Annotated in this window: 24 protein-coding genes and 1 tRNA gene; 15 read left to right on the top strand and 10 right to left on the bottom strand. The window is 65.2% G+C overall.

Going from position 1 to position 22209, the window contains the following annotated elements; all coding sequences use genetic code 11:
* Positions 1 to 160: 160 nt before the first annotated feature.
* From JKL49_RS18900 to JKL49_RS18890, 3 genes are all read left to right on the top strand, one after another.
* A complete protein-coding gene (locus tag JKL49_RS18900; protein WP_215342954.1) occupies positions 161 to 1711 on the top strand; it encodes a class I adenylate-forming enzyme family protein in 1551 nt (516 codons plus the stop codon).
* On the top strand, positions 1708 to 2205 hold the full coding sequence (gene rraA, locus JKL49_RS18895) for a ribonuclease E activity regulator RraA (RefSeq protein ID WP_215342952.1): 498 nt from the start codon (positions 1708 to 1710) through the stop codon (positions 2203 to 2205). The genes JKL49_RS18900 and rraA overlap by 4 nt, the downstream gene beginning before the upstream one ends.
* A 98-nt stretch (positions 2206 to 2303) precedes the next feature.
* Positions 2304 to 2393: transfer RNA gene (locus JKL49_RS18890), tRNA-Ser, on the top strand.
* 296 nt (positions 2394 to 2689) lie between these two features.
* Here JKL49_RS18890 and JKL49_RS18885 read toward each other — a convergent pair.
* The 10 genes from JKL49_RS18885 to JKL49_RS18840 all read right to left on the bottom strand — a co-directional run bounded on the left by JKL49_RS18885 (position 2690) and on the right by JKL49_RS18840 (position 10553).
* Positions 2690 to 3094 (bottom strand): response regulator, encoded by a 405-nt coding sequence (locus JKL49_RS18885; RefSeq protein ID WP_215342950.1) that lies wholly within the window; start codon positions 3092 to 3094, stop codon positions 2690 to 2692.
* 49 nt (positions 3095 to 3143) lie between these two features.
* Entirely contained in the window at positions 3144 to 4298 is a 1155-nt protein-coding gene (locus tag JKL49_RS18880; RefSeq protein WP_215342948.1) for a sensor histidine kinase, read from the bottom strand.
* A gap of 109 nt (positions 4299 to 4407) precedes the next feature.
* Positions 4408 to 5979 (bottom strand): DUF7125 family protein, encoded by a 1572-nt coding sequence (locus JKL49_RS18875; protein ID WP_215342946.1) that lies wholly within the window; start codon positions 5977 to 5979, stop codon positions 4408 to 4410.
* A 1-nt stretch (position 5980) separates the two neighbouring features.
* Positions 5981 to 6337 carry a hypothetical protein gene (locus tag JKL49_RS18870; protein ID WP_215342944.1) on the bottom strand — a complete coding sequence of 119 codons (357 nt, stop codon included), beginning with the start codon at positions 6335 to 6337 and terminating at the stop codon, positions 5981 to 5983.
* Positions 6338 to 6800: 463 nt separating this feature from the next.
* Complete coding sequence (locus JKL49_RS18865) at positions 6801 to 7304, bottom strand: thermonuclease family protein (protein WP_215342942.1); 504 nt, start codon at positions 7302 to 7304, stop codon at positions 6801 to 6803.
* A 2-nt stretch (positions 7305 to 7306) separates the two neighbouring features.
* Positions 7307 to 7726, bottom strand: a complete 420-nt coding sequence (locus JKL49_RS18860; RefSeq protein ID WP_215342940.1) for a hypothetical protein — start codon at positions 7724 to 7726, stop codon at positions 7307 to 7309.
* Positions 7723 to 9054, bottom strand: a complete 1332-nt coding sequence (locus tag JKL49_RS18855; RefSeq protein ID WP_215342939.1) for a recombinase family protein — start codon at positions 9052 to 9054, stop codon at positions 7723 to 7725. The genes JKL49_RS18860 and JKL49_RS18855 overlap by 4 nt, the downstream gene beginning before the upstream one ends.
* Complete coding sequence (locus tag JKL49_RS18850) at positions 9051 to 9494, bottom strand: DUF2924 domain-containing protein (protein WP_215342937.1); 444 nt, start codon at positions 9492 to 9494, stop codon at positions 9051 to 9053. The genes JKL49_RS18855 and JKL49_RS18850 overlap by 4 nt, the downstream gene beginning before the upstream one ends.
* The gene (locus JKL49_RS18845) at positions 9491 to 9706 is read right to left on the bottom strand and encodes a hypothetical protein (RefSeq protein WP_215342935.1); all 216 of its coding nucleotides are present in this window, start codon (positions 9704 to 9706) and stop codon (positions 9491 to 9493) included. The genes JKL49_RS18850 and JKL49_RS18845 overlap by 4 nt, the downstream gene beginning before the upstream one ends.
* Positions 9707 to 9830: 124 nt before the next feature.
* A complete protein-coding gene (locus tag JKL49_RS18840) occupies positions 9831 to 10553 on the bottom strand; it encodes a helix-turn-helix domain-containing protein (protein ID WP_215342933.1) in 723 nt (240 codons plus the stop codon).
* Between the two features lie 95 nt (positions 10554 to 10648).
* Here JKL49_RS18840 and JKL49_RS18835 point away from each other — a divergent pair, with 95 nt between their 5' ends.
* The 12 genes from JKL49_RS18835 (at position 10649) to JKL49_RS18780 (ending at position 22155) form a co-directional block, all read left to right on the top strand.
* Positions 10649 to 10855, top strand: coding sequence for a hypothetical protein (locus JKL49_RS18835; RefSeq protein WP_215342931.1), 207 nt, complete (start codon positions 10649 to 10651; stop codon positions 10853 to 10855).
* Positions 10856 to 11067: 212 nt separating this feature from the next.
* Positions 11068 to 13404, top strand: a complete 2337-nt coding sequence (locus tag JKL49_RS18830) for a phage/plasmid primase, P4 family (protein ID WP_215342929.1) — start codon at positions 11068 to 11070, stop codon at positions 13402 to 13404.
* Between the two features lie 183 nt (positions 13405 to 13587).
* Positions 13588 to 13995, top strand: a complete 408-nt coding sequence (locus JKL49_RS18825) for a RuvC family protein (RefSeq protein ID WP_215342926.1) — start codon at positions 13588 to 13590, stop codon at positions 13993 to 13995.
* Positions 13992 to 14180: a hypothetical protein gene (locus JKL49_RS18820; RefSeq protein ID WP_215342924.1), complete on the top strand. Its 189-nt coding sequence runs from the start codon at positions 13992 to 13994 to the stop codon at positions 14178 to 14180. The genes JKL49_RS18825 and JKL49_RS18820 overlap by 4 nt, the downstream gene beginning before the upstream one ends.
* A gap of 4 nt (positions 14181 to 14184) precedes the next feature.
* Entirely contained in the window at positions 14185 to 14766 is a 582-nt protein-coding gene (locus tag JKL49_RS18815) for a hypothetical protein (RefSeq protein WP_215342922.1), read from the top strand.
* Positions 14767 to 14932: 166 nt separating this feature from the next.
* A complete protein-coding gene (locus JKL49_RS21430; protein WP_215342921.1) occupies positions 14933 to 15202 on the top strand; it encodes an HNH endonuclease in 270 nt (89 codons plus the stop codon).
* A gap of 98 nt (positions 15203 to 15300) precedes the next feature.
* A complete protein-coding gene (locus tag JKL49_RS18805) occupies positions 15301 to 16644 on the top strand; it encodes a site-specific DNA-methyltransferase (protein ID WP_215342920.1) in 1344 nt (447 codons plus the stop codon).
* Entirely contained in the window at positions 16571 to 17053 is a 483-nt protein-coding gene (locus tag JKL49_RS18800; RefSeq protein ID WP_215342919.1) for a phage terminase small subunit P27 family, read from the top strand. Before JKL49_RS18805 ends, JKL49_RS18800 begins: the two co-directional genes overlap by 74 nt.
* The gene (locus JKL49_RS18795) at positions 16998 to 18827 is read left to right on the top strand and encodes a terminase large subunit (RefSeq protein WP_215342917.1); all 1830 of its coding nucleotides are present in this window, start codon (positions 16998 to 17000) and stop codon (positions 18825 to 18827) included. Before JKL49_RS18800 ends, JKL49_RS18795 begins: the two co-directional genes overlap by 56 nt.
* Complete coding sequence (locus tag JKL49_RS18790) at positions 18824 to 20104, top strand: phage portal protein (protein ID WP_215342916.1); 1281 nt, start codon at positions 18824 to 18826, stop codon at positions 20102 to 20104. The genes JKL49_RS18795 and JKL49_RS18790 overlap by 4 nt, the downstream gene beginning before the upstream one ends.
* Entirely contained in the window at positions 20076 to 20876 is an 801-nt protein-coding gene (locus JKL49_RS18785; protein WP_215342913.1) for a head maturation protease, ClpP-related, read from the top strand. The genes JKL49_RS18790 and JKL49_RS18785 overlap by 29 nt, the downstream gene beginning before the upstream one ends.
* Before the next feature lie 64 nt (positions 20877 to 20940).
* Complete coding sequence (locus tag JKL49_RS18780; RefSeq protein ID WP_215342911.1) at positions 20941 to 22155, top strand: phage major capsid protein; 1215 nt, start codon at positions 20941 to 20943, stop codon at positions 22153 to 22155.
* Positions 22156 to 22209 lie beyond the last annotated feature (54 nt).

The following is a 22209-nucleotide window of genomic DNA, read 5'->3' as shown; positions in this document are numbered from 1 at the left end:
GATTGAATTTCGGGTGAGGCGCCCTGCCTATGCTGCGGGGTCGGTCATCAGTTTCCCTCGCGGAAGATCGTTTCGGCAAGCGCCATATTCGATTGTCGAAGCCGGCCCCCTGTGGCTATGACGGCGCGATAAAATTTGAACATTTGGTAGGGAGCCGTCGATGTCCGTCGAACAAGTGCTGAGCCAGGATTTCGGGACGCTGGTCGAGGTGATCGGCGAGCAGGCCAAGGAACGCCCGGCCAAGCACGCCCTGGTAGATGCCAAATCCACCATGACCTACGGCCAGCTCGACAGCTTCATGGACCGCATGGCCGCGGCCCTGCAGCGTGAGGGCGTGGAGAACCAAGGCGTCGCCGCTGTCTGCGCCACCAGCTCGGTGGAATATGGCGCCACCTTCTTCGGCATCCTGAAGGCCGGCGCCGCCGTCGCGCCGCTCGCGCCCTCCTCCACGGCCGAGAGCCTGGTGGTCATGCTCAAGGATTGCGGGGCCAAGGTCTTCTTCCTCGACAAGGGCGTGTCCGACGCGCTGGCCGGCGTCGCCGATCAGATCACGGCCCAGCGGGTCTCGCTGGACGGCTCCGACGCGGGGATCCCGCTGCAGCAGTGGCTCGCCCCCGAGGGCTCCAAGCCCAGGCCGGTCACCGTCACCCCCAACCAGGCCTTCAACATCATCTATTCGTCGGGGACCACCGGCACACCCAAGGGCATCGTCCAGCCGCACGCCATGCGCTGGGGCCAGATCCGCCGCGGCGCCTATACCGAGGCCGCGGTGACCATGGTCTCCACGCCGCTCTATTCCAACACCACCCTGGTCTCGTTCCTGCCCACCGTCTCCAACGGCGGCACGGTGGTGCTGATGCCCAAGTTCGACGCCGAGCAGTTCCTGAAACTGTCCCAGCAATACCGCGCCACCCACGCCATGCTGGTGCCGGTGCAGTACCGCCGCCTGATGGAGCGGCCGGACTTCGACAGCTACGACCTGACCAGCTACGTCACCAAGTTCTCCACCAGCGCCCCCTTCGCCGCGGCCCTGAAGGCCGACGTGCTGAAGCGCTGGCCCGGCGGCCTGGTGGAGTTCTACGGCATGACCGAGGGTGGCGGCTCCTGCATGCTGCTGGCCCACGAATTCCCCGACAAGCTGCACACCGTCGGCCGCCCCATCCCCGGCCACGACATCCGCCTGATCGACGAGGACCTCAAGGAGGTGCCGCAGGGCAAGATCGGCGAGGTCGTGGGCCGCTCGGGCGCCATGATGGTCGGCTACCACAACCAGCCGGGCAAGACCTCGGAGGCCGAGTGGCACAGTCCCGAGGGCCTTCGCTACATCCGCACCGGCGATGTCGGCGTGTTCGACGCCGACGGCTTCCTGACGCTCATGGACCGCAAGAAGGACATGATCATCTCCGGCGGTTTCAACATCTATCCGTCTGACCTGGAGGCCGAGATCATCCAGCACCCCGACGTGCTGGAGGCCGCCGTGGTGGGGGTCAATTCCGACCGCTGGGGCGAGACCCCGGTGGCCTTCATCGCGCTCAAGCCCGCCGCCAAGGTCACCGCCGACGAGCTGAAGGCCTGGGTCAACGGCCGCCTGGGCAAGACCCAGCGCCTGGCCGATCTGATCCTGGTGAACAGCCTCCCCCGCAGCCACATCGGCAAGGTGCTGAAGCGCGAGCTTCGCGACGACTACAAAGGGGTCGCGTTGACCGCATGAACAATCCCGCCCAGAAGCCCGCGAAAAGCGTCGCCGACCTCTGCGACGACCATGAGGACGAGGTCGAGGTCTGCCTCGTCCAGTTCCGCGACTACGGCGGCCGCAAGGCCTTCTCCGGCCCCATCCGCACGGTCCGCTGCCGGGAGGACAATTCCCTGGTGAAGGCCACCCTGGCCGAGCCCGGCGAGGGCTGCGTCCTGGTGGTGGACGGCGGCGGGTCGCTGGCCATGGCCCTGGTGGGCGACATGCTGGCCGCCGGCGGGGTGAAGAACGGCTGGGCCGGGATCGTCGTCTATGGCGCGGTGCGCGACACCCCCATCCTCGAAACCCTGGATATCGGCATCAAGGCCCTCGGCTCGGTGCCGATCCGCAGCGTCAAGCGCGGCGACGGGGTGGTGGATACGCCCGTCGCCTTCGGAGGTGTGGTCTTCCTGCCCGGCGACGTCCTGCACGCCGACCCGGACGGCGTCGTGGTGCTGGCCTTCGAAGACTGAAAACTCCGGCGCCGGACGGGCTTGCGCCGCCGGGGCGCTATGAGTAGGTTCCGCCCTCGCTCGGCGGGCCCCTTTTCAAGGAGCCTCCAGACGGCTCCGGAGAGGTGGCTGAGTGGTCGAAAGCACCGCACTCGAAATGCGGCGTACCTTTACCGGTACCGTGGGTTCGAATCCCACCCTCTCCGCCAACGCCTCTCGCCACAAATCTCTCTGCGCCTTGGGCGAGGCCGGAAAATCCCGTTGTATTACAGGGTTTCCCTAAACTGGCTCCGCACTGCGCTTCCCGGGAAGTGGCCGGATTTCTCTCTGAACGGGCTGATATTCTCCAGACCTCCGCACCGTGGCGATTTGGTACGGCGACGAAAACTTCAGTAATTTCAGTATGCTTCGAGACGGTCGCCGCGGCAGGTTTGCGAAAGCACCGCCACTCGAGACAAACCCAGAACGAACCGCAGGCGAGCCATTAACCAACTATAGAGTAAATTCAGACTCTTGAGTCCGGCGGTCGGCTGACGGCACGGGCGAGCGCATGCTCGGCGAGTAGAAGCTCAAGTTGCGCGACCAGGCTCGCCGCCGGGCAAGGCTTGATCCGGACGACCAGATCTGAAAAACGCGCTGCCAGGCCGGACGGGAGATCAACCGCCGTGTGGACTATGAAGGGGACGTTGAGGCCCACGAGGACCTCCATTACGGCCGAAGAGTCCCCATCCACGAGATTTACGTCCAGGATCGCGGCGTCCACGATCCCGGTCGCAAGGAAGGCCAGGGCTTCCTTACAACTGGCGGCCGGACCGACGGCGTTGCCGCCGACGTCCCCCACGGCGAGCGCCAGGTCTAAGGCGATGAACGGCTGATCCTCGACCACGAGGACTGATACTTGGTTCAGCAATGAGGATGCCCCGGCGCGATGTTGGGGAATGTCGAACCTTGGTAAGTCCTCAAAGCGCCAAGCGTTCCGTTTCCGCTGAAAGAAGGACCACCAGCCCGTCGGGATTCCAGTGGAAAACGAGGTCTCCGGCAAGTTGGCCACTGACGCTTCTGCGGGCCAATTCGCTGCCGAACCCTTCCCGCTGGGGTGGGGCCGTGATGGTGGGTCCTCCGATTTCTCTCCACGACAGGGCGAAGCGGCCCTGCGCGACTGTCCAAGAAATGTGGACGCGCCCGCCAGGGACCGAGAGGGCGCCGTATTTGGCCGCGTTCGTCGCGAGCTCATGCACGAAGAGCGCGATGTTGGTGGCAGCCTCAGCGCCGACCGCAATCTCCGGCCCCTCGATTTCGGTGCGTGCGCTGTCGCGGGTTTCTGCCAGCTCGGCATAAGGCGACAGAACCTTTCGGATCAATTCGCCCAAGGTGGTTTCCCGCTTGGTGGCCTGGGCCCCTGAACGCCCCGGCCTGATCAACTGGTGGGCGCTGGCAAGCGCACCGAGTCGGCCTTGGACGGTCGCGGCCAGTTCCTTCGGCGTGGTCGCCGACCTGGCGCTCAGCGTCACCATTCCCCCGACGATGGCGAACAGATTCTTGACCCTGTGATCCATCTCCTTGAGGAGCAACTCCTGCTGTTCCTCATGAAATTTGCGCAGGCTCACGTCGAGGAAGATCACACCGACTTTCAGGACGGCTTCGTCCTCGAAGCGAAACGCAAACAACTCCAGCGTCCGCCCCTGCGATACCAGATCACGCTCGAAACGGATCGGCTCTCCCGTCGCCACGACCGCGTCATAGATGTCGAACCATGCCTCGGGCTCTTCCGGAAACGCTTCGCGAATGGTCTTGCCGACGACGTCGCCGACGCCGGTTTGTCGCTCAAAACCGGCATTGGCGGAGAGGTAGCGGAAGTCGCTGGGCTCGCCGGGGCGGGTATCGAGCTTTTCGAGGGTGCAGAAGCCCTCGTCGATGAACTCGAAGAGCATCCGGAATCTCGCCTCGCTCGCGCGGAGGGTTTCCTGTGCTGCTTGGCGCTCGGTGATTTCGCGCCGGAGTTTGGCGTTCAACTCCTCTGTGATGCCGACGAGTTCTTGCTGGCGCAGCGAACTGAGGATCAGAGCCTCGTTCATCGCGACCATATTTTTATGGAGCTGCGTGGCTTCAGTCATTTAGGTCATCAGCCCGACGAGGTGCTCGTCTCCTGATACCTATACCACAAATGTGGAGCGGAGCCGGACTATCGCCCGGGGACCTCGAGTTACTCCGGCCAAGCTTCCTCTATTTCTTAGCCTTCGGCTCCGGAGGGGGTTCTGCTTTTTGCGCCGGGCTCGGGCCGGTCCGCGTGGGAATTCCGGTGGTCAGTCCGTCGTAATCCGTGGATCGCGGCTGGATCACAACCACGCCCTTGTCGGTGATGACATATTCGCGGATGTCCTTGCTGTGATTGCCGCCGCGCATCTTGATCACGACCATGACCTTCCGGAGCTGGCCATCAATTTCCACATACCGCATCCTGATAATGTCATCGGTCAGGAACGAGATCGTGTAGTGGCTGAAGGAGAACCCGGTAAACGAATCCTCCACTTCGACGGTGCTGAGGATCGTGACCCCGGCCCCCGTCAGCGCCACGATCAACCGATAGAGCGACTCGCGAAAGTCCTCGCGGAACCCGGGCGCCAGCGCCATCTCAAGACTGACCAGTGAATCGATCACCAGACGTTTCGCGCCGACCCTTTCGACGGCGTCGAGGATCTCCTGCATGGTTTCATCCACCGAGAGGTCGAGCGGACGAAGGTAGATGATTTCCAGCTTTCCCTTCTCCAGCGGCGTCTTCAAATTCAAACCAAAGCCGTCGGCGCGATCGGTGTAGCCTTTCGGTCTTTCTTCGAAGATCGCCATGATCCCCGGTTCGCCATTGCGCAGCCCCGCGGCGATGAATTGGGTGGCCAGCGCCGTCTTGCCCGTCCCCGAAGGCCCGGCGATGAGCAGGCTGTCGCCTTCGAGAACGCCCCCGCCCATCATCTTGTCCAGATCAGGAATGCCCATGGAAAGCCGCCGGGGCTTGGCCGGCTTCCCACTTTTGGGGATGAATCCCAGCGTGCGCGAGAAGGCTTGCAACCCGTCGTCGTTGATGCGGACGGTGTGCAATCCCGGCACCGAACCCGACCCGCGAACTTTCACGATCTGCAGTTTTCGCACCACGGAATTTCTTTCCACCTTCTGCGAAAGCCAGAAGAGGCCGTCAGCGATGGTGAACAGTGGATTCCCGCGGGTTTCCTCCTCGCCAAACTCGCCCACCAGAAATGTCGTGGCTTCCCAGCTAGTTAGAAACTGGGTGAGCTGCTGAATGAACGATTGCATCGCCATTTCGCCGGCACCGGCCAGCGTTTTACGCATCACGGTGCGAAAAGAATCCACCACCACGACGCCCGGACCAATTGCCGTGACCTGCTTGATAATTTCAGCAAGGACAGCGTCCAAATCGTCATGCAGCACCAGATCGCTCAGATTGATGAAGCGGACGGCCTTGCCCAACTTGGATCCATCGAAGAAGGAAAATTGTTGCTGGTAGCGCAACATTTTGATCGCGGGCTCACCGAGGACGGTGAAAAAGAGGGCGGGCTTTTCCTCCGTCGCGTTGGCGAAAAGGATCTGGTGCGCCATCGTGGTCTTGCCGGAACCGGGCATGCCGGCGATGACGTTGAACGAAAATTCCGGGATGCCTCCGCCCAGGATGTCGTCGAGGCCGCGAACGCCGGTCGGCAGTTTGCGGATCGTGACCCCTGCCGGTTTGCTTGCGGCATTTTTCATCAGTTTGTGGTTAGCCGCGGGGCTAGGTTTTTTTGCCATTTCAACCTTCCGGGGCCAACTGTAAGTCGTTGCCGTTGTCCAACAGATGCAGCGTCAAATCTTCGCCAATGAGAGTCACTAGCAGCCCCAGCAGCCGGGCGAGCAGAACGATCCCGCCGTCAGCGATCTCTTCCGGGTTCGCTTGGGCCTTAAGTTCGTTCAGTCCCTCGATCAAGCCATCTACCTTGACTTTCAGATCGCTGAGCCAAGCGACCTCCGCGGTGGCCAGCACGAGCGCGCGCGAAAGTAGGGCACGAAAGCCGGCGGCGCCCATAAGTGCGCCGAATTGCGGGCCCAACTTTTCTATGACGACAAAGGCCGCCGTGGGGTTTGATTTGGAGGACGCATTTTGGCTCATCTCGTTAGCGATGAGACGCTCAGCGTAGATACGGAGCTTCGGCGTAGCTCGGTTCATTCAGGAACGTACTCGAACGCGGCGATCTTCAGAGAGAGAGTCTTGCGTGCGACCCACGACGTGGGGGCATTGAGCGCTCTAGCTGACTTCGTTGCCACAGTGCGGCTGCCTCGGGACAGGTCAATCTTCACCCTGCACCAAAAAGGCGCGGGCTACGAATCATGGCGCTGATCGGTCGGACTCCTCTCGGACATCGAGAAGGTGGGCTCTCGGCCACGGCGTTCGATGCCCCTCACGGAAAAGGTTTCCGACCGCTGGTTCCTTGCGCCGTCAACAACGGATCGACGTGCGCGACGGCATGGTGTGGCTCAGCGGCGGTGGTCCGTCGGCCAATGTCCGCAAACCCCCCATCTCTGCCTTTGGAAGAGTCCGCTTGCGGACGCTCATCTGGCGCCAGGTGTCAGGTCTATCCAGTAGCAGCTGAGCGGCGGGCCGCCCGCCACTCCCAAGGCATGTCGAACTGTCCCGACCAGACGCCACGACTGGCCGCCCGTGCCTGGTCCCCGGCGCGGACGTAGTCCCGCGAATAGCGCAGATAGGCGACTGCCCAGCCCTGGGTGACCAGCCAGCCATTCAGATCCACGCCGCGGGAACTGCAGACAGCGACGGTCCGCCCGTAGCGATCGGTGTCGCGAGGATCGCAGGACACGGTCGATCGCCCGATCTGATCCGACAAGGCCAGGGATGCCTGCTGGCCGCACCGCCACCGTTCGCCTGTCGGACGAGTGCAAAGCTGGCGGCTTTCGGGCGCATCAACGCCGTGGAGACGTATACGGACGCCGTGGATTTCGATGGTGTCGCCGTCGATGACACTGGCTATGCCGACGATCGGCGCCGCCGCCGGGCTCGACGTGGCTGAGAGAACGGTCAGGCCGAAAACAACACCACTGATGAAGCGCCGAATACCCATGGCTACCCTATAGGCGCTGGCGGCTGTGCCCGCGACGGCTCGAGCATTGCCCGCTGCTCCGCCCATATCAGCGGAAACGGCGTCAGCAGCCCCGCCATGGTCATCCCTGCCGGCTGGCGTCCTTCAAGGACCGCCTCGATGATTTCCGGCGCAAGCAACGTCAGCCGCAGCACGCGGCCCACATAAGACGCGTTGATCCGCTCTGCTGCGGCAACCTCCTCAATGGAGGCATGGACCCCGGTCTCGATCAGCTTTCGCCACCGGAACGCCCGGGCGATGACCTTGATCATGGTGTTGTCGACCCGCGGCCTGGGAGCGGCCCAGATCGGTGGTCCGCCATCGGGGGCGAGGATCAGCTTGCGGCCACCGCGTTTGCGGATTTGCATGGGGATGCGGATCGTGAAGGTGTCGGTGGCGCTCATGCAGCGATCCTTTCGGCTGTGCTGATGCTGGCGAGCTCGCCGGCCAGGGATGAGAGCCCGTCATTGCGCAGGCGGATCGCCACCTCGTCCGGGTGGATGTCGACCCGATCGACCAGCAGCTGGATCACGCGGGCCTGCTCACCGGGGAACAGCTCCTCCCAGAGGGGATCAAGCTGGACCAGGGCCTCGCGCATCTCCTGCTCGGTCAGGTCGTCTTCATGGCGATGACCCTCGCGCCATGCCGCGACGATCACCTCCGGCGCGCGCAGCATGTGACGCACCTGCTCGATCACCGCGGCCTCGATCTCGCCGGCGGGGACGCGGGCGATCGAGCTGGAGCCAGCCCCGTGGTTGATGACGGTCTGGCTGACGTAATAGCGGTAGAGCCGCCCAGACTTGCGGGTGTGGGACGGCGACATGGCCCGGCCGTCCGGGCCAAACACTAGCCCCTTGAGCAGCGCCGGCGTCGTGCGGCGGCTGTTTTTCGCTCGGGTGCGGGGACTGATCGCAATGATCGAGTGGACCTTGTCCCAGAGCGCCTCGTCGATGATCGCCTTGTGCTCGCCGGGGTAGCTGGTCCCCTTGTGGACGGCCTCACCCCGGTAGACCCGGTTGCGGAACAGTTTGTAGATCAGGCCCTTGTCGATCGGCCGGCCGCTCTTGCTGCAGAGCCCGTGGGCGGTGGCGTCGCGGACCAGCTCGACGACCGAGCCCAGCTGCACGAACCGCTCGAACAGGCCGCGCACCACGGCCGCTTCGCCTGCATTGATGATCAGTTTGCGGTCCTTGACGTCGTAACCCATCGGGGTGTGACCGCCCATCCAGATGCCCCTGCGGCGCGATGCGGCGATCTTGTCGCGGATGCGCTCGCCGGTGACCTCGCGCTCGAACTGGGCGAACGACAGCAGAATGTTGAGCGTCAGGCGGCCCATCGAGGTGGTGGTGTTGAACGACTGGGTGATGGAGACGAACGTCACGTTCTGGCGGTCGAACACCTCCACCAGCCGGGAGAAGTCCATCAGGGATCGCGACAGGCGGTCGATCTTGTAGACCACCACCACGTCGACCAGCCCGGCCTCGATATCGGCCAGGAGCCGCTTCAGCGCCGGCCGCTCCAGCGTGCCGCCGGAGAACCCGCCGTCGTCATAGTAGTCCGGGACCAGCACCCAGCCTTCCTGCCGCTGGCTGGCCACGTAGGCCTCGCAGGACTCCCGTTGGGCGTCGAGGCTGTTGAACTCCATGTCCAGCCCCTCTTCGGAGCTCTTGCGGGTGTAGACGGCGCAGCGGGTCCGGCGCTTGAGAGGCGGCGTAATCGGCGCGCGGCTCATGCGTCACCCTTGCGCTTGAGGCCAAAGAACATCAGCCCGTTCCACCGCGTGCCGGTGATCGCGCGCGCGATGGCGGAGAGGGATTTGTAGGGGCGCCCCTCGTAGACGAAGTCGGTGTCGCGCACGATCACGGTGTGGGGCACGCCCTGGTACTCGCGGATCAGCTGGGTGCCGGTGATCAGCCGGCTGGCTGCCGGGATCTTGCGCTTCTCCGGCTTGCCGCCGTCCAGCGCCTCACCCAGGGCCTCGAGCCGGGCGATGGTCTGGGGCTTCAGGCCCCCCAGGCTCAGCTCCTGGATACGGTAGGCTAAGCGGCTCTGCAGGTAGTTGCGGTTATAGGGTGGCGGCTCCTTGCCAAAGAGCTCGCGCCATTGGGATTTCAGGTCGGCGGTGGCAGCGGATTTGAGGCCGGCGATGCGCACCAGTAGGGTCTCGGTCATTGCAATCTCCCGTGGATGGGAGCGTCACAACCGCTCTGGTCGGAACGGTAGTCGAGACAACTCTCTCCACGGTGTGCAGATAGAGAACTGGACTTGTCGCGCAGGCGCAAAGCGCCCACCGCCAGGATACGTCCCAGCTCGCTGATCCGCTCGGCCCGGGTCAGCTGATAGGCCGGAATCGCGTTGAAGCCAGCAGCGGCGGCGGTGCGCATGGTGGGGGTCCTGAGGTGTCATGAACAGGCGACCTGCGCCCGGATCATCTCAGGTGAAGTTAGAGCGGGACCCGTCCCCGGTCAATGCAAATGCGGGACTATTAGTGCGGGAAGCTACCCGCAATCAACGCCGGCGCTTGTAGAGCGTCTGGTGCGAGCGCAGTACGATCGCGATCACCGCAGTCTCATCATCGCCGAAATGACCATCGTCAGGCCGGCCGATGACGATGGGGTCCTGGAACTCGGGCCGGGTCGATTCGGCGCGGAGCACCCAGTTGTGGCCATCAAACTCGAGGCGCTTGCAGGTCAGCTCCTGCAGGTCGTGACGGTTGCGCTGGACGATGACGATGTCGCCGGGCTGCGGCGTGACCACGCCGAAGGTCACCCGCAGACATTCCAGGTCAGATCCGGGCGGGATGATCTGGTCCATGGAATACCCCTCCATGCGCAGGGCGAACCGCTCCCCGCCGGCGATCGGATTGGGGCCTACCTCGATCTCGTAGGTATCCTCCTCGGCCCAGTCTGTCTGCTCGCGCCAGATGCCGGCGGCGACTGCGCCCACCACCTTCAGCCGATCTGACACGCTCGCGCGGGGGGTGGACGCTCCTAACGCTCCGGACGGGACAAACTCCGAGATGTCCTTGCCCAGCGCCCTGGCCAGGCCAAGGATGGTGTCCAGGGTCGGGTTGACGCTTTTGCCGCGCATGATGTCGCGCACCACATTGGGGCTACGGCCGCCGGTCGAAGCCAGGGACAGCGACCTGGCCGACCACTTGGTGTCGGGGCCGGTGGCCTCCTCCAGGAGGGCACGCAGGCGGGCGGGATCGAACAAGGGCTTGTCGGTCATAGGCTAGCTATAGCACTGCGGGAGACTTCCCGCAATATGCATGGATAACGGTGTCACACATTGACCTCGGGGATCGTTCCCGTAATGTTCGACACATGGTACACATCCCCTTCCTCGACGAGATCGACGCCTTTGTCCGCATCAACCAGCTGAGCGAGAGCGCCTTCGGGCGCTTGGCCGTCAATGACTGGAAGCTGATCCGCCAGCTTCGCGCCGGCCGCAGGCTGTGGCCCGACACCGAAGGCCGGGTCCGGACCTTCATGGTCACCTACCGACCCAAGGCCCGCGTAGAGGCCGGCTAATGACCTCTACGACGCCTGGCTCGCGGCCCCCGAAGCCTCGCAGGGCAAACTTCCGGTGGTCAAGTGCGCCGCGGCCTATTCAGGCTCCGGTCCAAGCCCCCGTCCAGGTTCAGGTCTAGATCCAGGCGCCGCCGCCGGCGCCTGCGCCTGCTCACGCCGGTGTCGAGTTCTGATGCGCACGCGCAAGCCCCCTCCACGAAAGCCCTGAAAGCATGACGAGCGTGGTCCAGCCCTTGATTCAGCCAAACCTCACGGTGATCGCAGCCCATCTCCTGGCGCTGTTTGCTCCGGTGCTGGCTGATGGGCAGGGCGGGCTGATCGAGATTCGTCACGGGCCGATCGACCCGGCGCTCAAACGGGCCGCTATCAATCAAAATGCCTGGTTCGGTCTGGACCAGATCGACGCGGCTGCCAGCTACGCCGCTGACCAGAACGCCCGCGGCCACAACGTCTATGTGGGCGTCAATCCTCGCAAACCCGACACCGATCAATCAGGCCATGGCTCAGACACCGACGTAGCGCTGGCCTGGTGGCACTTCGCCGACCTGGACGACCCCGCTGCGGTCGCCGCCGCCCGCGCCCACGTGCCGCTTCGCTATTCCATGCTGGTGATGACCGGCGCGGTGCCGGAGTCGCGACCCCACTTCTACTGGCGACTGGAAGAACCCTGCGCCAACCTGCCGGCCTGGACGGCCCGTCAGCGCGCCATCGCCGCGCACCTGGGCGGCGACGCCGTCATCAATCCCTCCCGGATCATGCGGCTGGCCGGCACGGTCAACTATCCCGCCCCCCATAAGGCCCGGCGTGGCTACCGCACCGAGCTGACCACCCTGCGCACCTTCGTCGGGGACGACAGGCGCGGCCCCTATTCGTTCGAGGCGATGGCCTCGGCCTTCCCTGACCCGGTTGCCCGAGGCGATCCACCTGACCGCGATTCAGCGCCTGGCGCTCGCGCCATCGACACCGGCCGCATTGGGGTAGCCGATCTCATCGCCGCAATCCGCCGCGGCGATCAGTGGCACAACCACATGGTCCGGCTGGTCGCCCACATGGTGGCGTTGGGCCGCACCGATGCCGAGATCATCGGTCTGGCCGCTGGCCTCACCCTGAACGGCCACAGCGTCGACGACACTGCGCGCGAGATGGCCAAGGCCATGCGCGGGGCCCGGGCCAAGTGGGCCATCCCTGAGCCCGATCAGCAGAACACTAGCGAGGGTGACGAGACGGCCCCTGTCGAGCTGACCGAGGACGCCCTGGCCGAGATCTTCACCCACCAACATGCGCAGGACTGGCGCTATGTCGCCGCCTGGGGTCAGTGGCTGACCTGGACCGGCAGAGTCTGGGTGCGGGAAGACACCCTCAAAGCCTATGACCTCTCGCGCAAGGTCTGCCGCGCTGCGGCGCGCAAGGCGCCCAGCATCCAACTCAAGACCAGGCTGTCATCGGCTTCGACAATCGCTGCCGTCGAGCGCATCGCCCGCGCCGACCGGCGCCATGCCGAGACGACCGAGGTCTGGGACCGCGATCCCTGGGCGCTCAACACGCCGGCCGGCGTCGTGGATCTGCATACCGCCCAGGGCGGCGCCCATGATCGCCAGTCCTACATGACCAAGATCACCGCAGCGTCCCCGCAAGGCGAATGTCCGGTCTGGCGGGAATTCCTGGCCACGGTCACCGGCGGCGATAGCGAGCTTCAACTCTATCTGCAGCGCATGGCGGGCTATTGCCTGACCGGGGTGACCAGCGAGCACGCGCTGTTCTTCCTCTATGGCACCGGCGCCAACGGCAAGTCGGTCTTCGCCAACACCCTGACAGCCTTGATGGGCGACTACGCCACGGTGGCGGCGATGGACATGTTCATGGCCAGCCATGGGGATCGCCACCCGACCGATATGGCGGGCCTGCGCGGCGCACGCGTGGTCACGGCCATCGAAACCGAACAAGGCAGTCGCTGGGCCGAGAGCAAGCTCAAGGCGCTCACCGGCGGCGACAAGATCACCGCCCGGTTCATGCGCCAGGACTTCTTCGAGTTCACCCCGCAGTTCAAGCTGCTGGTGGTCGGCAACCACAAGCCATCGATCCGCAACGTCGACGAGGCCATGCGCCGTCGTCTGCACATGATCCCGTTCACCGTCACCATCCCGGCCGCCAGGCGCGACAAGCACCTGCCTGACCGTTTGCTGGCCGAGCGCGATGGCATCCTGGGCTGGGCGCTTGAGGGCTGTCTGGAGTGGCAGCGCATCGGTCTCCAGCCGCCGGCATCCGTGCTGGCTGCGACCGAGGAGTATTTCGACGCCGAGGACGCGGTCGGCCGGTGGCTCGATGAACGCTGCACCCTCGGCCCGAACTGCAAGGAGACGTCGGGCGCACTCTACGCCAGCTGGAAGAGCTGGACCGAGGCCAATGGCGAATATGCCGGCTCCAACAAGCGCTTCTCCGAAACCCTGACAGCGCGGGGGTTTGCGCGCGCCAACACCATGACCGCCCGAGGTTTCCGAGGCTTGGCACTACGCCAGGCGCCGACCTCAACCGACCCGATGGAGTTCTGAAAAATGCACAGTGGCTCACCGTCAATGACGGATATGACGGGTAGTCCCCTTATAGGCGTTACACGCGCATACGCGCGCGCTTCTAACGGTGATAACCAGCAACCCGTCATATCCGTCATACCCTCTTGCGGGGTCATCCTCGCCCTCGACCTCGGCACCACGACCGGCTGGGCCCTGCGGTCGATGGGCGCCACCACCAGCGGCTGCCTGTCGCTCAAATCCTCCCGGTTCGACGGTGGCGGCATGCGCTATCTGCGCTTCAGGCGTTGGCTTGAGCAGCTGCAGGTCGACGCCGGCCCGATCAGCGCGGTCTATTTCGAGGAGGTCCGGCGTCACGTCGGGACCGACGCCGCGCACGTCTATGGCGGCCTCTTGGGCCAGCTGACCGCCTGGTGCGAGGAACACGGCGTCGCCTACCAGGGCGTCCCCGTCGGAACCATCAAGGCCTTCGCCACCGGCCGCGGCAATGCCGACAAGGCCGCCGTGATCGCCGCGGTCCAGGCGCGCGGTTTCTCACCGGCCGACGACAACGAGGCCGACGCCGTCGCCATCCTGCTCTGGGCCATCGAGACCGGCGGAGGTGTGCGATGAACTGGCATCCCCGCGGCTATGGCGGCAAGCGTCGCGACCCCGAGCAGGTCAAACGCGAAGGCTGGCGCGAGATGGGCCTCCTGGCCGTCTCGGCTTGCGACCAGCGGCTGAACTGGGCCGAGAAGGAGTTCATCCGCCAGATCGGCGAAAAGCTCTACGGCGCCTCACCCACGGCCGGGAGGTAGCCCCATGGCGCGTGGACGCAAACGCAAACCCGGCAAACGCCACCCATGTGGAAAGCTGGCCAGGCCCTCCACCGGCGAAACCCAGGCCGACGTCCTGGCCACGGTGGTGGAAGCCCGGCGTCGGCAATATGGGGTGACAGCCCGGCAGGCCCGTGATGAACGGCTGGGCTCGGCGCTGGGACGGCTGGCCTTCCGCGGCCTGATCACCGCCGACCAGTATTCCGCCGGCCAGGTCTATGCCGCCACCATGGGCCGCTACCGGGCGATCATGGGGCTGCCCATAGACCAGCCACGCTCGGTGATGGCCCTGCTGGTCAACGAGGGCATCTTCGGTGGAGGGGACAAGGAGCATGATCCCGAGCTTGTCGAGAAGGTGCGCAGGCAGGCCGCCAGCGTCCAGCTGATGCTCCGGTCCTGTGTTTGCGCGCCCGGCTGCGGTGCTGGTCGTGCGCCCATCGATCTGGTGCACCGCGTTGTCATCGGCGACGAGGACGCATCGGGCTGGCCGCCTGCGGACACCGGCAATCTGGTCCAGGGTCTTGAAGCACTGCGCAAGCTGTTCCACATCAGAACCGACGGTTTGTGATCAGTTTTCCTCGCTAGGCAAGGCGCTTAACAAACTGATATTATTGCACTTTCTGTGTCTTCCGCATTGACGACAGTAGACGAACCCTGTAAACCTTCCGAAATAGAGACTTGAGAACTGCGCCCGGAACCAATCGGCTTTCGGGCGTTGTTCGTTTCGGGACCTGATGATGGCGATACGTTTGCGCGGACGCGCTGCGGTCATCCAACGCCTGAGACGACTACGAACCGAACCACTCTGCCGGGATTGTGCTGCGAACGGTCGAATACGGGAGGCCACCGTACCCGACCACATCGTGCCACTCACCAAGGGTGGCAGCGACGAGGACAGCAACATCCGCTGTCTCTGCGCTGACTGCCACCAGGACCGCACGGCCGAGCAGTTCGGGCTTCGCAGGACGGTTTCGACCAGTCTCGACGGCTGGCCCAGCCGGTGACCGAACCCCAGGGGGGGTTCGTAAGTTCACTTGCCTAGCGAGGGAAACCGCGCGGGATCGAAACCTTTCACGACCGCGAGTTAGCGACCGGGGGTCAAATGACACAATGGCCCGCCGATCAGGTAGAGCGCAGAAGCGTCTCGGCCCTCGTCCCCTATGCCCGAAACGCCAGAACCCACAGCGAAGAACAGGTCGCCCAGATCGCCGCCTCGATCCGAGAATGGGGCTGGACGGTTCCGGTTCTGATCGACGAGGACGGCGGCCTGATCGCCGGTCACGGTCGGGTGCTGGCGGCCCGCAAGCTGGGCCTGGCCGAGATCCCGGTGATGGTCGCGACCGGCTGGAGCGAGGCGCAGAAGCGCGCCTATGTGCTGGCCGACAACAAGCTTGCGCTCAACGCCGGCTGGGACGCTGACCTGCTCCGCGTCGAGCTGGCCGATCTGCAGGCCTTCGACTTTGACCTGGGCCTGACCGGCTTTTCCGACGACGAGCTGGCCGGACTTCTGGCGCAGAGCAGCGAGGGTCTGACCGACCCGGACACGGTGCCTGATGTGCCCCTGGTTCCGGTGTCGGTATCGGGCGACGTGTGGGTGATGGGCGACCATCGCCTGTGCTGCGGCGACAGCACCGTCCAGAGCGACGTCGACAAGCTGATGGCCGGCGAGCGCGGGGACCTTCTGTTCACCGACCCGCCCTGGAACGTGAACTACGGCGCCGTCAAAGCCGGCAACGCCCAGGGCTACAAGCCCCGAAAGATTCTCAACGACCATATGGACGACGCCGACTGGGCCCAGTTCGTGGCCGGCTTCTGCGCCTCGTTCTACGCCGTCACCAAGCCCGGCGCGCTGGCCTATGTCGTCATGAGCGCCCAGGAATGGCCCGCCGTCGACAAGGGCCTGCGCGAGGCCAAGTTCCACTGGTCCTCGACCATCATCTGGGTGAAGGACGCGCTGGTCCTCTCCCGCAAGGACTACCACACCCAGTACGAGCCGCTCTGGTACGGCTGGAACGAGGACGGCCCGCGCATCATGCATGTGCCCGACCGCAAGCAGTCGGACATCTGGAACATCGCCCGGCCGCGGGTTTCGGATCTTCACCCCACCACCAAGCCGGTCCAGCTGATCGAACGCGCCCTGCTGAACTCCTCGGCTCGCGGCGCCTTGGTGGTCGATCTTTTCGGCGGCTCGGGCTCGACCCTGATCGCCTGCGAGCAGCAGGGCCGGCGCTGCCGGCTGATGGAGCTCGACCCCAAATACGCCGACGTCATCGTCCAGCGCTGGCAGGACTTCACCGGCAAGGCCGCCACGCTCGAGGGCGATGGGCGCGGCTTTGCCGAGATCGCCGCTGGACGAGGCCAGGAAATGACCGATGAAACCCGGGACCAAGCCGAAGCCGACCCACCTGAAACTGATCGAGGGCAACCGCGGCAAGCGGCCGCTTAATCGCAAAGAGGCCAGGATTGCCCCGGCGCTGCCCGATCCGCCGCCGCACCTGAGCGCCGACGGCCTGGAGGAATGGAACCGGGTCGCTGGCTGGCTGCACAGGATCGGCCTTCTCTCCGAGGTCGATCGCGCTGCGCTGGCCGCCTACGCCCAGGCCTATGGCCGCTGGGTCCAGGCCGAGCGGGCGATCGCCAAGATGGCGCAGATGGACCAGCTGACCGGAGGTCTGATGATCAAGACCTCCAACGGCAACGCCATCCAGAACCCGCTCGTGGGCACCGCCAACAAGGCCGCCTCAGACATGATGCGCTACGCCGCGGAATTCGGGATGACGCCCAGTGCCAGAACCCGGATTGAAACCGAGGCGGGCGCGCAAGACGCCGACCCCGCCGACCGCTTCTTCGGCTGATCGCACCGGCGCCTATGCCAAGGCCGTGGTCGCCGGTGAGATCATCGCCGGGCCCCATGTCCGCAACGCCTGCCGCCGACATCTGGACGACCTGAAACGCACAGACGGCATCTGGTTTGATCCCGACGCTGCGGCCCACGCCTTCGGCTTCTTCGAAGAGGTGCTCAAACTCTCCGAGGGCCAGTTCGAGGGCCAGCCGTTCCATCTGGAACCCAGCCAGGCCTTCATCATTGGCTCGCTGTTTGGATGGAAGCGTGCCGACGGACGGCGTCGGTTTCGCCGGGCCTATATCGAGCAGGGTAAGGGCAACGGCAAATCACCGGTCGCCGGCGGCATCGGCCTCTTTGGCATGACCGCCGCGGGTGAAGCCGGAGCCCAGATCTATGCCGCAGCCGCCAAGCGCGAACAGGCCGGCATCCTCTTTTCCGACGCGGTGAAGATGGTGCGCCAGTCGCCGGCGCTGGCCAAACGGCTGGAGTTCTCCGGTGGCCCCGGGCGCGAGTTCAACATCGCCCACCATGGGTCGGGCTCGTTCTTCCGGCCGGTGTCACGCGATACGGGCAAGACCGGCTCGGGCCCGCGGCCCTATTTCGTGCTGGCCGACGAGATCCACGAGCTGCCGGACCGCTCGATCATCGAGGTGCTGGAGCGGGGCTTTAAGTTTCGGCGCGAGCCGCTGCTGTTCATGATCACCAACTCTGGCTCGGACCGGAACTCGGTCGCCTGGGAGGAGCACGAGCACGCGGTCAAGGTGGCCGCCGGCAATATCGACGCCCTGACCGACCCCACCTATCTGGGCGAGGTCCTGGACGACACGAGCTTCTCCTACGTCTGCGCACTGGACGACGGCGATGATCCGCTGAATGACCCAGGCTGCTGGATCAAGGCCAACCCGCTGCTGGGCGTGACCATCACGGCGCAATACCTCACTGAGGTGGTGGCCCAAGCCCGGTCCATTCCGGGCCAGCTGAACGGCATCCTGCGGCTTCACTTCTGCGTCTGGACCGACGCCGAGACCGCCTGGATGACCCGGGCGACACTCGAGCCGCTGCTCGGCGAGGTCACCCCGCAGCTGGGCGCCAAAGTGTGGCTGGGGCTCGACCTTAGCCAGAACCGCGACATCACCGCGCTGGCCGCCGTACAGAAGACCGGCGAGCGTGACGGAAAGCCCTGCTTTGACGCCTGGATCGAGGCCTGGACGCCGGGCGACACGCTGGCGGCCCGGGCGCTACGCGACAAGCAGCCCTATCCGGTCTGGGTGCGCGACGGTTTCCTGCACGCACCGCAGGGCGAGAACATCAATTTCCGGCACGTCGCCCAGGCGCTCGCCGAATACGACCGCGACTACGACGTCCAGATGGTCGCCTACGACCGCTACGCCTTTCGCCGGTTCGAAGAAGACATCGCCGAGGTCGGGCTCAATCTGGCGTTCGTCGAACATCCGCAGGGCGGCACCAAGCGCGGCAAGCCCACGCAGGCCATGAAACAGGCCGCCGAAAGCGGAACCCGCGAGCCTCAGGGCCTTTGGATGCCAGGCTCGGTGCGCCAACTCGAAGAGATGATGCTGGAGGGTCGTATCCGGCTGCAGCGCAGCCCGGTGCTGATCTCGGCGATCATGTCGGCGGTCATCGAGACCGACCGCTGGGACAATTATTGGCTCTCCAAACAGAGGGCCACCAACAAGATCGATGCAGCCGTGGCGCTGTGCATGGCGGTGGGGGCGGCGATGGGGGGAGCGCCGACCATGGCTGAGCCGGAAATCATCCTGCTGTGAGCCGCTCGATCCTGGACATCCTCACCGGGCGTCGACCCGCCGCGCCGGAGGCCAAGCCGATCAGCAACGCCGGCGGATCTGCAAGCCTGCCTAGCATCGTGCGCGGCTCCTCGATGTTCAATGACCTGGCGGGCTATGGCTCTGGCCTGCAACTGCCCACCGAACAGACCGTGCTCACCGTCTCGGCGATCTATGCCTGCGTGAACCTGATCGCCGGCGCCATCGCCACCCTGCCGATCAACGTCTTCAGCCGCGCCGACGACGGCGAACTGGCGCCGCTGCCCTCCGACGACATCTGGTGGATGCTGAATGAACAGATGACGCCCCGCTGGGCCGCGCCGTCTGGCTGGGAGTTCCTGGTCCAGTCTCTGCTGCTGCCGGGCGACGGCTTTGCCCGCATCCTGCGCAACCCGGCCGGCGCCATGGTCGGCATGGAACCGCTGCATCCGGGTCGAGTGACCGTGGTCACCGACGGGGTGCGGCTGATCTACTCGGTCGAGCCCGACCCGAACGTTCTGAGCGCCTTTCGCGGGGATCGAGTGATCCTCGACCAGGACGACGTGCTGCATATTCCGGGCTTCGGCTTCGATGGCCTGCGCAGCCTGTCGCCTCTGCGCGGCGCTCTACGGATGACCGGGGCTGTCGCGCTGGCCACCCAGGATTATTCCGCGCGCTTCTTCGCCAATTCCGCCCGCCCCGACTTCGCCCTTCAAACCGACCAGGTGCTGTCGCCGGAGACGGTGGAGCGGCTGCGCGACCAGGTCACCGAGCGCCACGCGGGCACCGCCCAGGCGCATCGCCCGATGGTGCTGACCTCAGGCTTGAAGGTTCAGACCATCAGCCTGCCGGCCGACGACATGCAGCTCCTGGCCACGCGCCAGTTCCAGATCGAGGAGATCGCCCGGATCTACGGCGTCCCGCCCTTCATGATCGGTCATAACGAGAAGACCACCAGCTGGGGGTCCGGGGTCGAGGCCATGGGGATCGGCTTTGTCCGCTACTGCCTTCGCCGCCACCTCAACAAGATCACCCACGAACTGAACCGCAAGCTGTTCCGAACGGCACGTCGGGTCGTGGCCTTCGATACCTCTGACCTTGAACGGGCCGACTTCAAGTCGCTGATCGACGGCTTCCGCGCCGCCATCGGCCGCGCCGGTGAGCCCGGCTTCATCACGCCTGAGGAAGCCCGCGAGCGCCTCGGGCTTCGCCGCACGCCCATTCACGGCACGCTCAATACGGGGGTCGCCCATGCGTCCGAACCTGCTCAACCTCTTTAAGGCCAACGCCCGGCGCGGCCAGTTCCGCGCCGAAGCCAACTCCCTGTTCGTCTACGACGTCATCGTCGGCTCCGACGCCGACGCCGAGTGGTTCGGCGGGGTCTCGCCAGAGGCCTTCACCCGCGCGCTTCGCGCCATGACCGGCCCGGTTTCGGTGCGGATCAATTCACCCGGCGGCGACGTCTTCGCCGGTCGCGCCATGGCCCAGGCGATGCGCGAGTATCCGGGCGAGGTCACCGCCCATGTGGATGGGGTTGCGGCCTCGGCCGCCTCGCTGCTGGCCGTCACGCCGGCACGCTGCGTCATGGCGCCGGGCTCGATGCTGATGATCCACCAGGCCTGGACCATCGGCCTGGGGAACGCCGGTGATTTTCGCCAGACGGCCGATCTGCTGGCCAAGATCGACCTGACGATCGCCGACGACTACGCCGCCAAATCCGGCAGGCCGGCGCAGGAGTTCGCGGCCCTGATGGCGGCGGAGACTTGGTTCACGCCGGCGCAAGCCATTGCCATGGGCCTAGCTGACGAGATCGCCGCCGATCTACGCGCTGCTAGGCCGGAAGCTGGGGTCGAAGCCCGTTGGGACCTCAGCGCCTACAGCCACGCCCCGAACACGGCTTTCGACCCAAGCCTTGCCGACGCCGACGTGGCGCGCATCGCCGCTCAGATCGTCCTCCAGCTGGACGCCCGGCAGACGCCGGCCCCGGCGCCCGACCCCATCGCGCACCGTCGCCGGCAACTGGCAGCCCGGTTGCTCGCCCCCACTGCCTAGGCGCCCGCGCCCGCAGACAACGTCCGGCATCCCGCCGGCCTATTCTCGAACAAAGGAAAACCGGATGCACAGCATTCAGGCGCTCCGCGAACAGCGCGCGGCGAAAGCAAAATCCCTGCACGACCTGGTGGGCAAGCCCACCTGGGACGCTGACGTCGATCAGCCGGTCTATGACCAGACCATGGCGCAGATCGACGGTCTCGACGCCCAGATCGGTCGCATCAACGAGGCCAACAAGCGCGTCGCCGACCAGGCGATGAGCGAAGGTGTGATCATCGCGGCCGAACGCCAGGCCCACGACGGCAAGTCCGACGCCTCGCGGATCTTCGCCAAGTGGCTGAAGGGCGGTGACAAGGGCCTCAGCGCCGAGGACTACGCGGTCATCCGCAACACCATGTCGACCACCACCACCACCGAGGGTGGCTTCACGGTCGCCACCGAGGTGGCCAAGACGGTGCTGGACGCGCTCAAGTTCTTCGGGGGCATGCGCCGGGTGGCCTCGGTCATCCAGACCGACCAGGGCAATCCGATGAACTTCCCGACCTCGGACGGCACTTCCGAGGTGGGCGAGATCATCGCCGAAAACACCACGGCCACCGCCGCCGACCCGGTGTTCGGCACCAAGTCGCTGCCGGTTTACAAATACTCCTCCAAGATCATCGCGGTCCCGTTCGAGCTGCTGCAGGATTCCAGCGTCGACGTCGAAGCCTTTGTCCGCGACCGGATGGTCACGCGCCTGGGCCGGATCACCAACACCCACTTCACCGTAGGCACCGGCACGGCCCAGCCGACGGGCCTCATCACCGCGGCCACCACGGGCAAGACCGGCATCACCGGCCAGACCACCTCGGTCATCTATGACGACCTGGTCGATCTGCAGCATTCGGTGGACGTGGCCTATCGTGACCTCGGCCGGTGCAGCTGGATGATGAATGACCTGTCGGTCCGGGTGATCCGCAAGATCAAGGACACCGCCGGTCGACCGATCTTCGTTCCCGGCTACGACAACCCGGTTGGCGCCACGCCCGACCGCCTGCTGGGCGATGCGATCACCATCAACAACGACATCGCGGTGATGGCCGCCAACGCCAAGTCCATCGCCTACGGTGACTTCAGTTTCTACACGATCCGCGACGTCATGGACGTGCAGATGTTCCGCTTCACCGACAGCGCCTACGCCAAGCTGGGCCAGGTGGGCTTCCTGGCCTGGATGCGCGCAGGCGGCAACTTCGTCGACGTCGGCGGCGCGGTGAAGCTCTACGTCAACTCCGCGACCTAGGGGTTCGGTCGAGACCGATACCCGCCGACAAGCGGACCTTCCGAACGGCAGCGG

This window comes from Phenylobacterium glaciei (assembly GCF_016772415.1).
Classification (GTDB): domain Bacteria; phylum Pseudomonadota; class Alphaproteobacteria; order Caulobacterales; family Caulobacteraceae; genus Phenylobacterium; species Phenylobacterium glaciei.
This window is presented reverse-complemented; position numbering and strand designations above follow the sequence as displayed.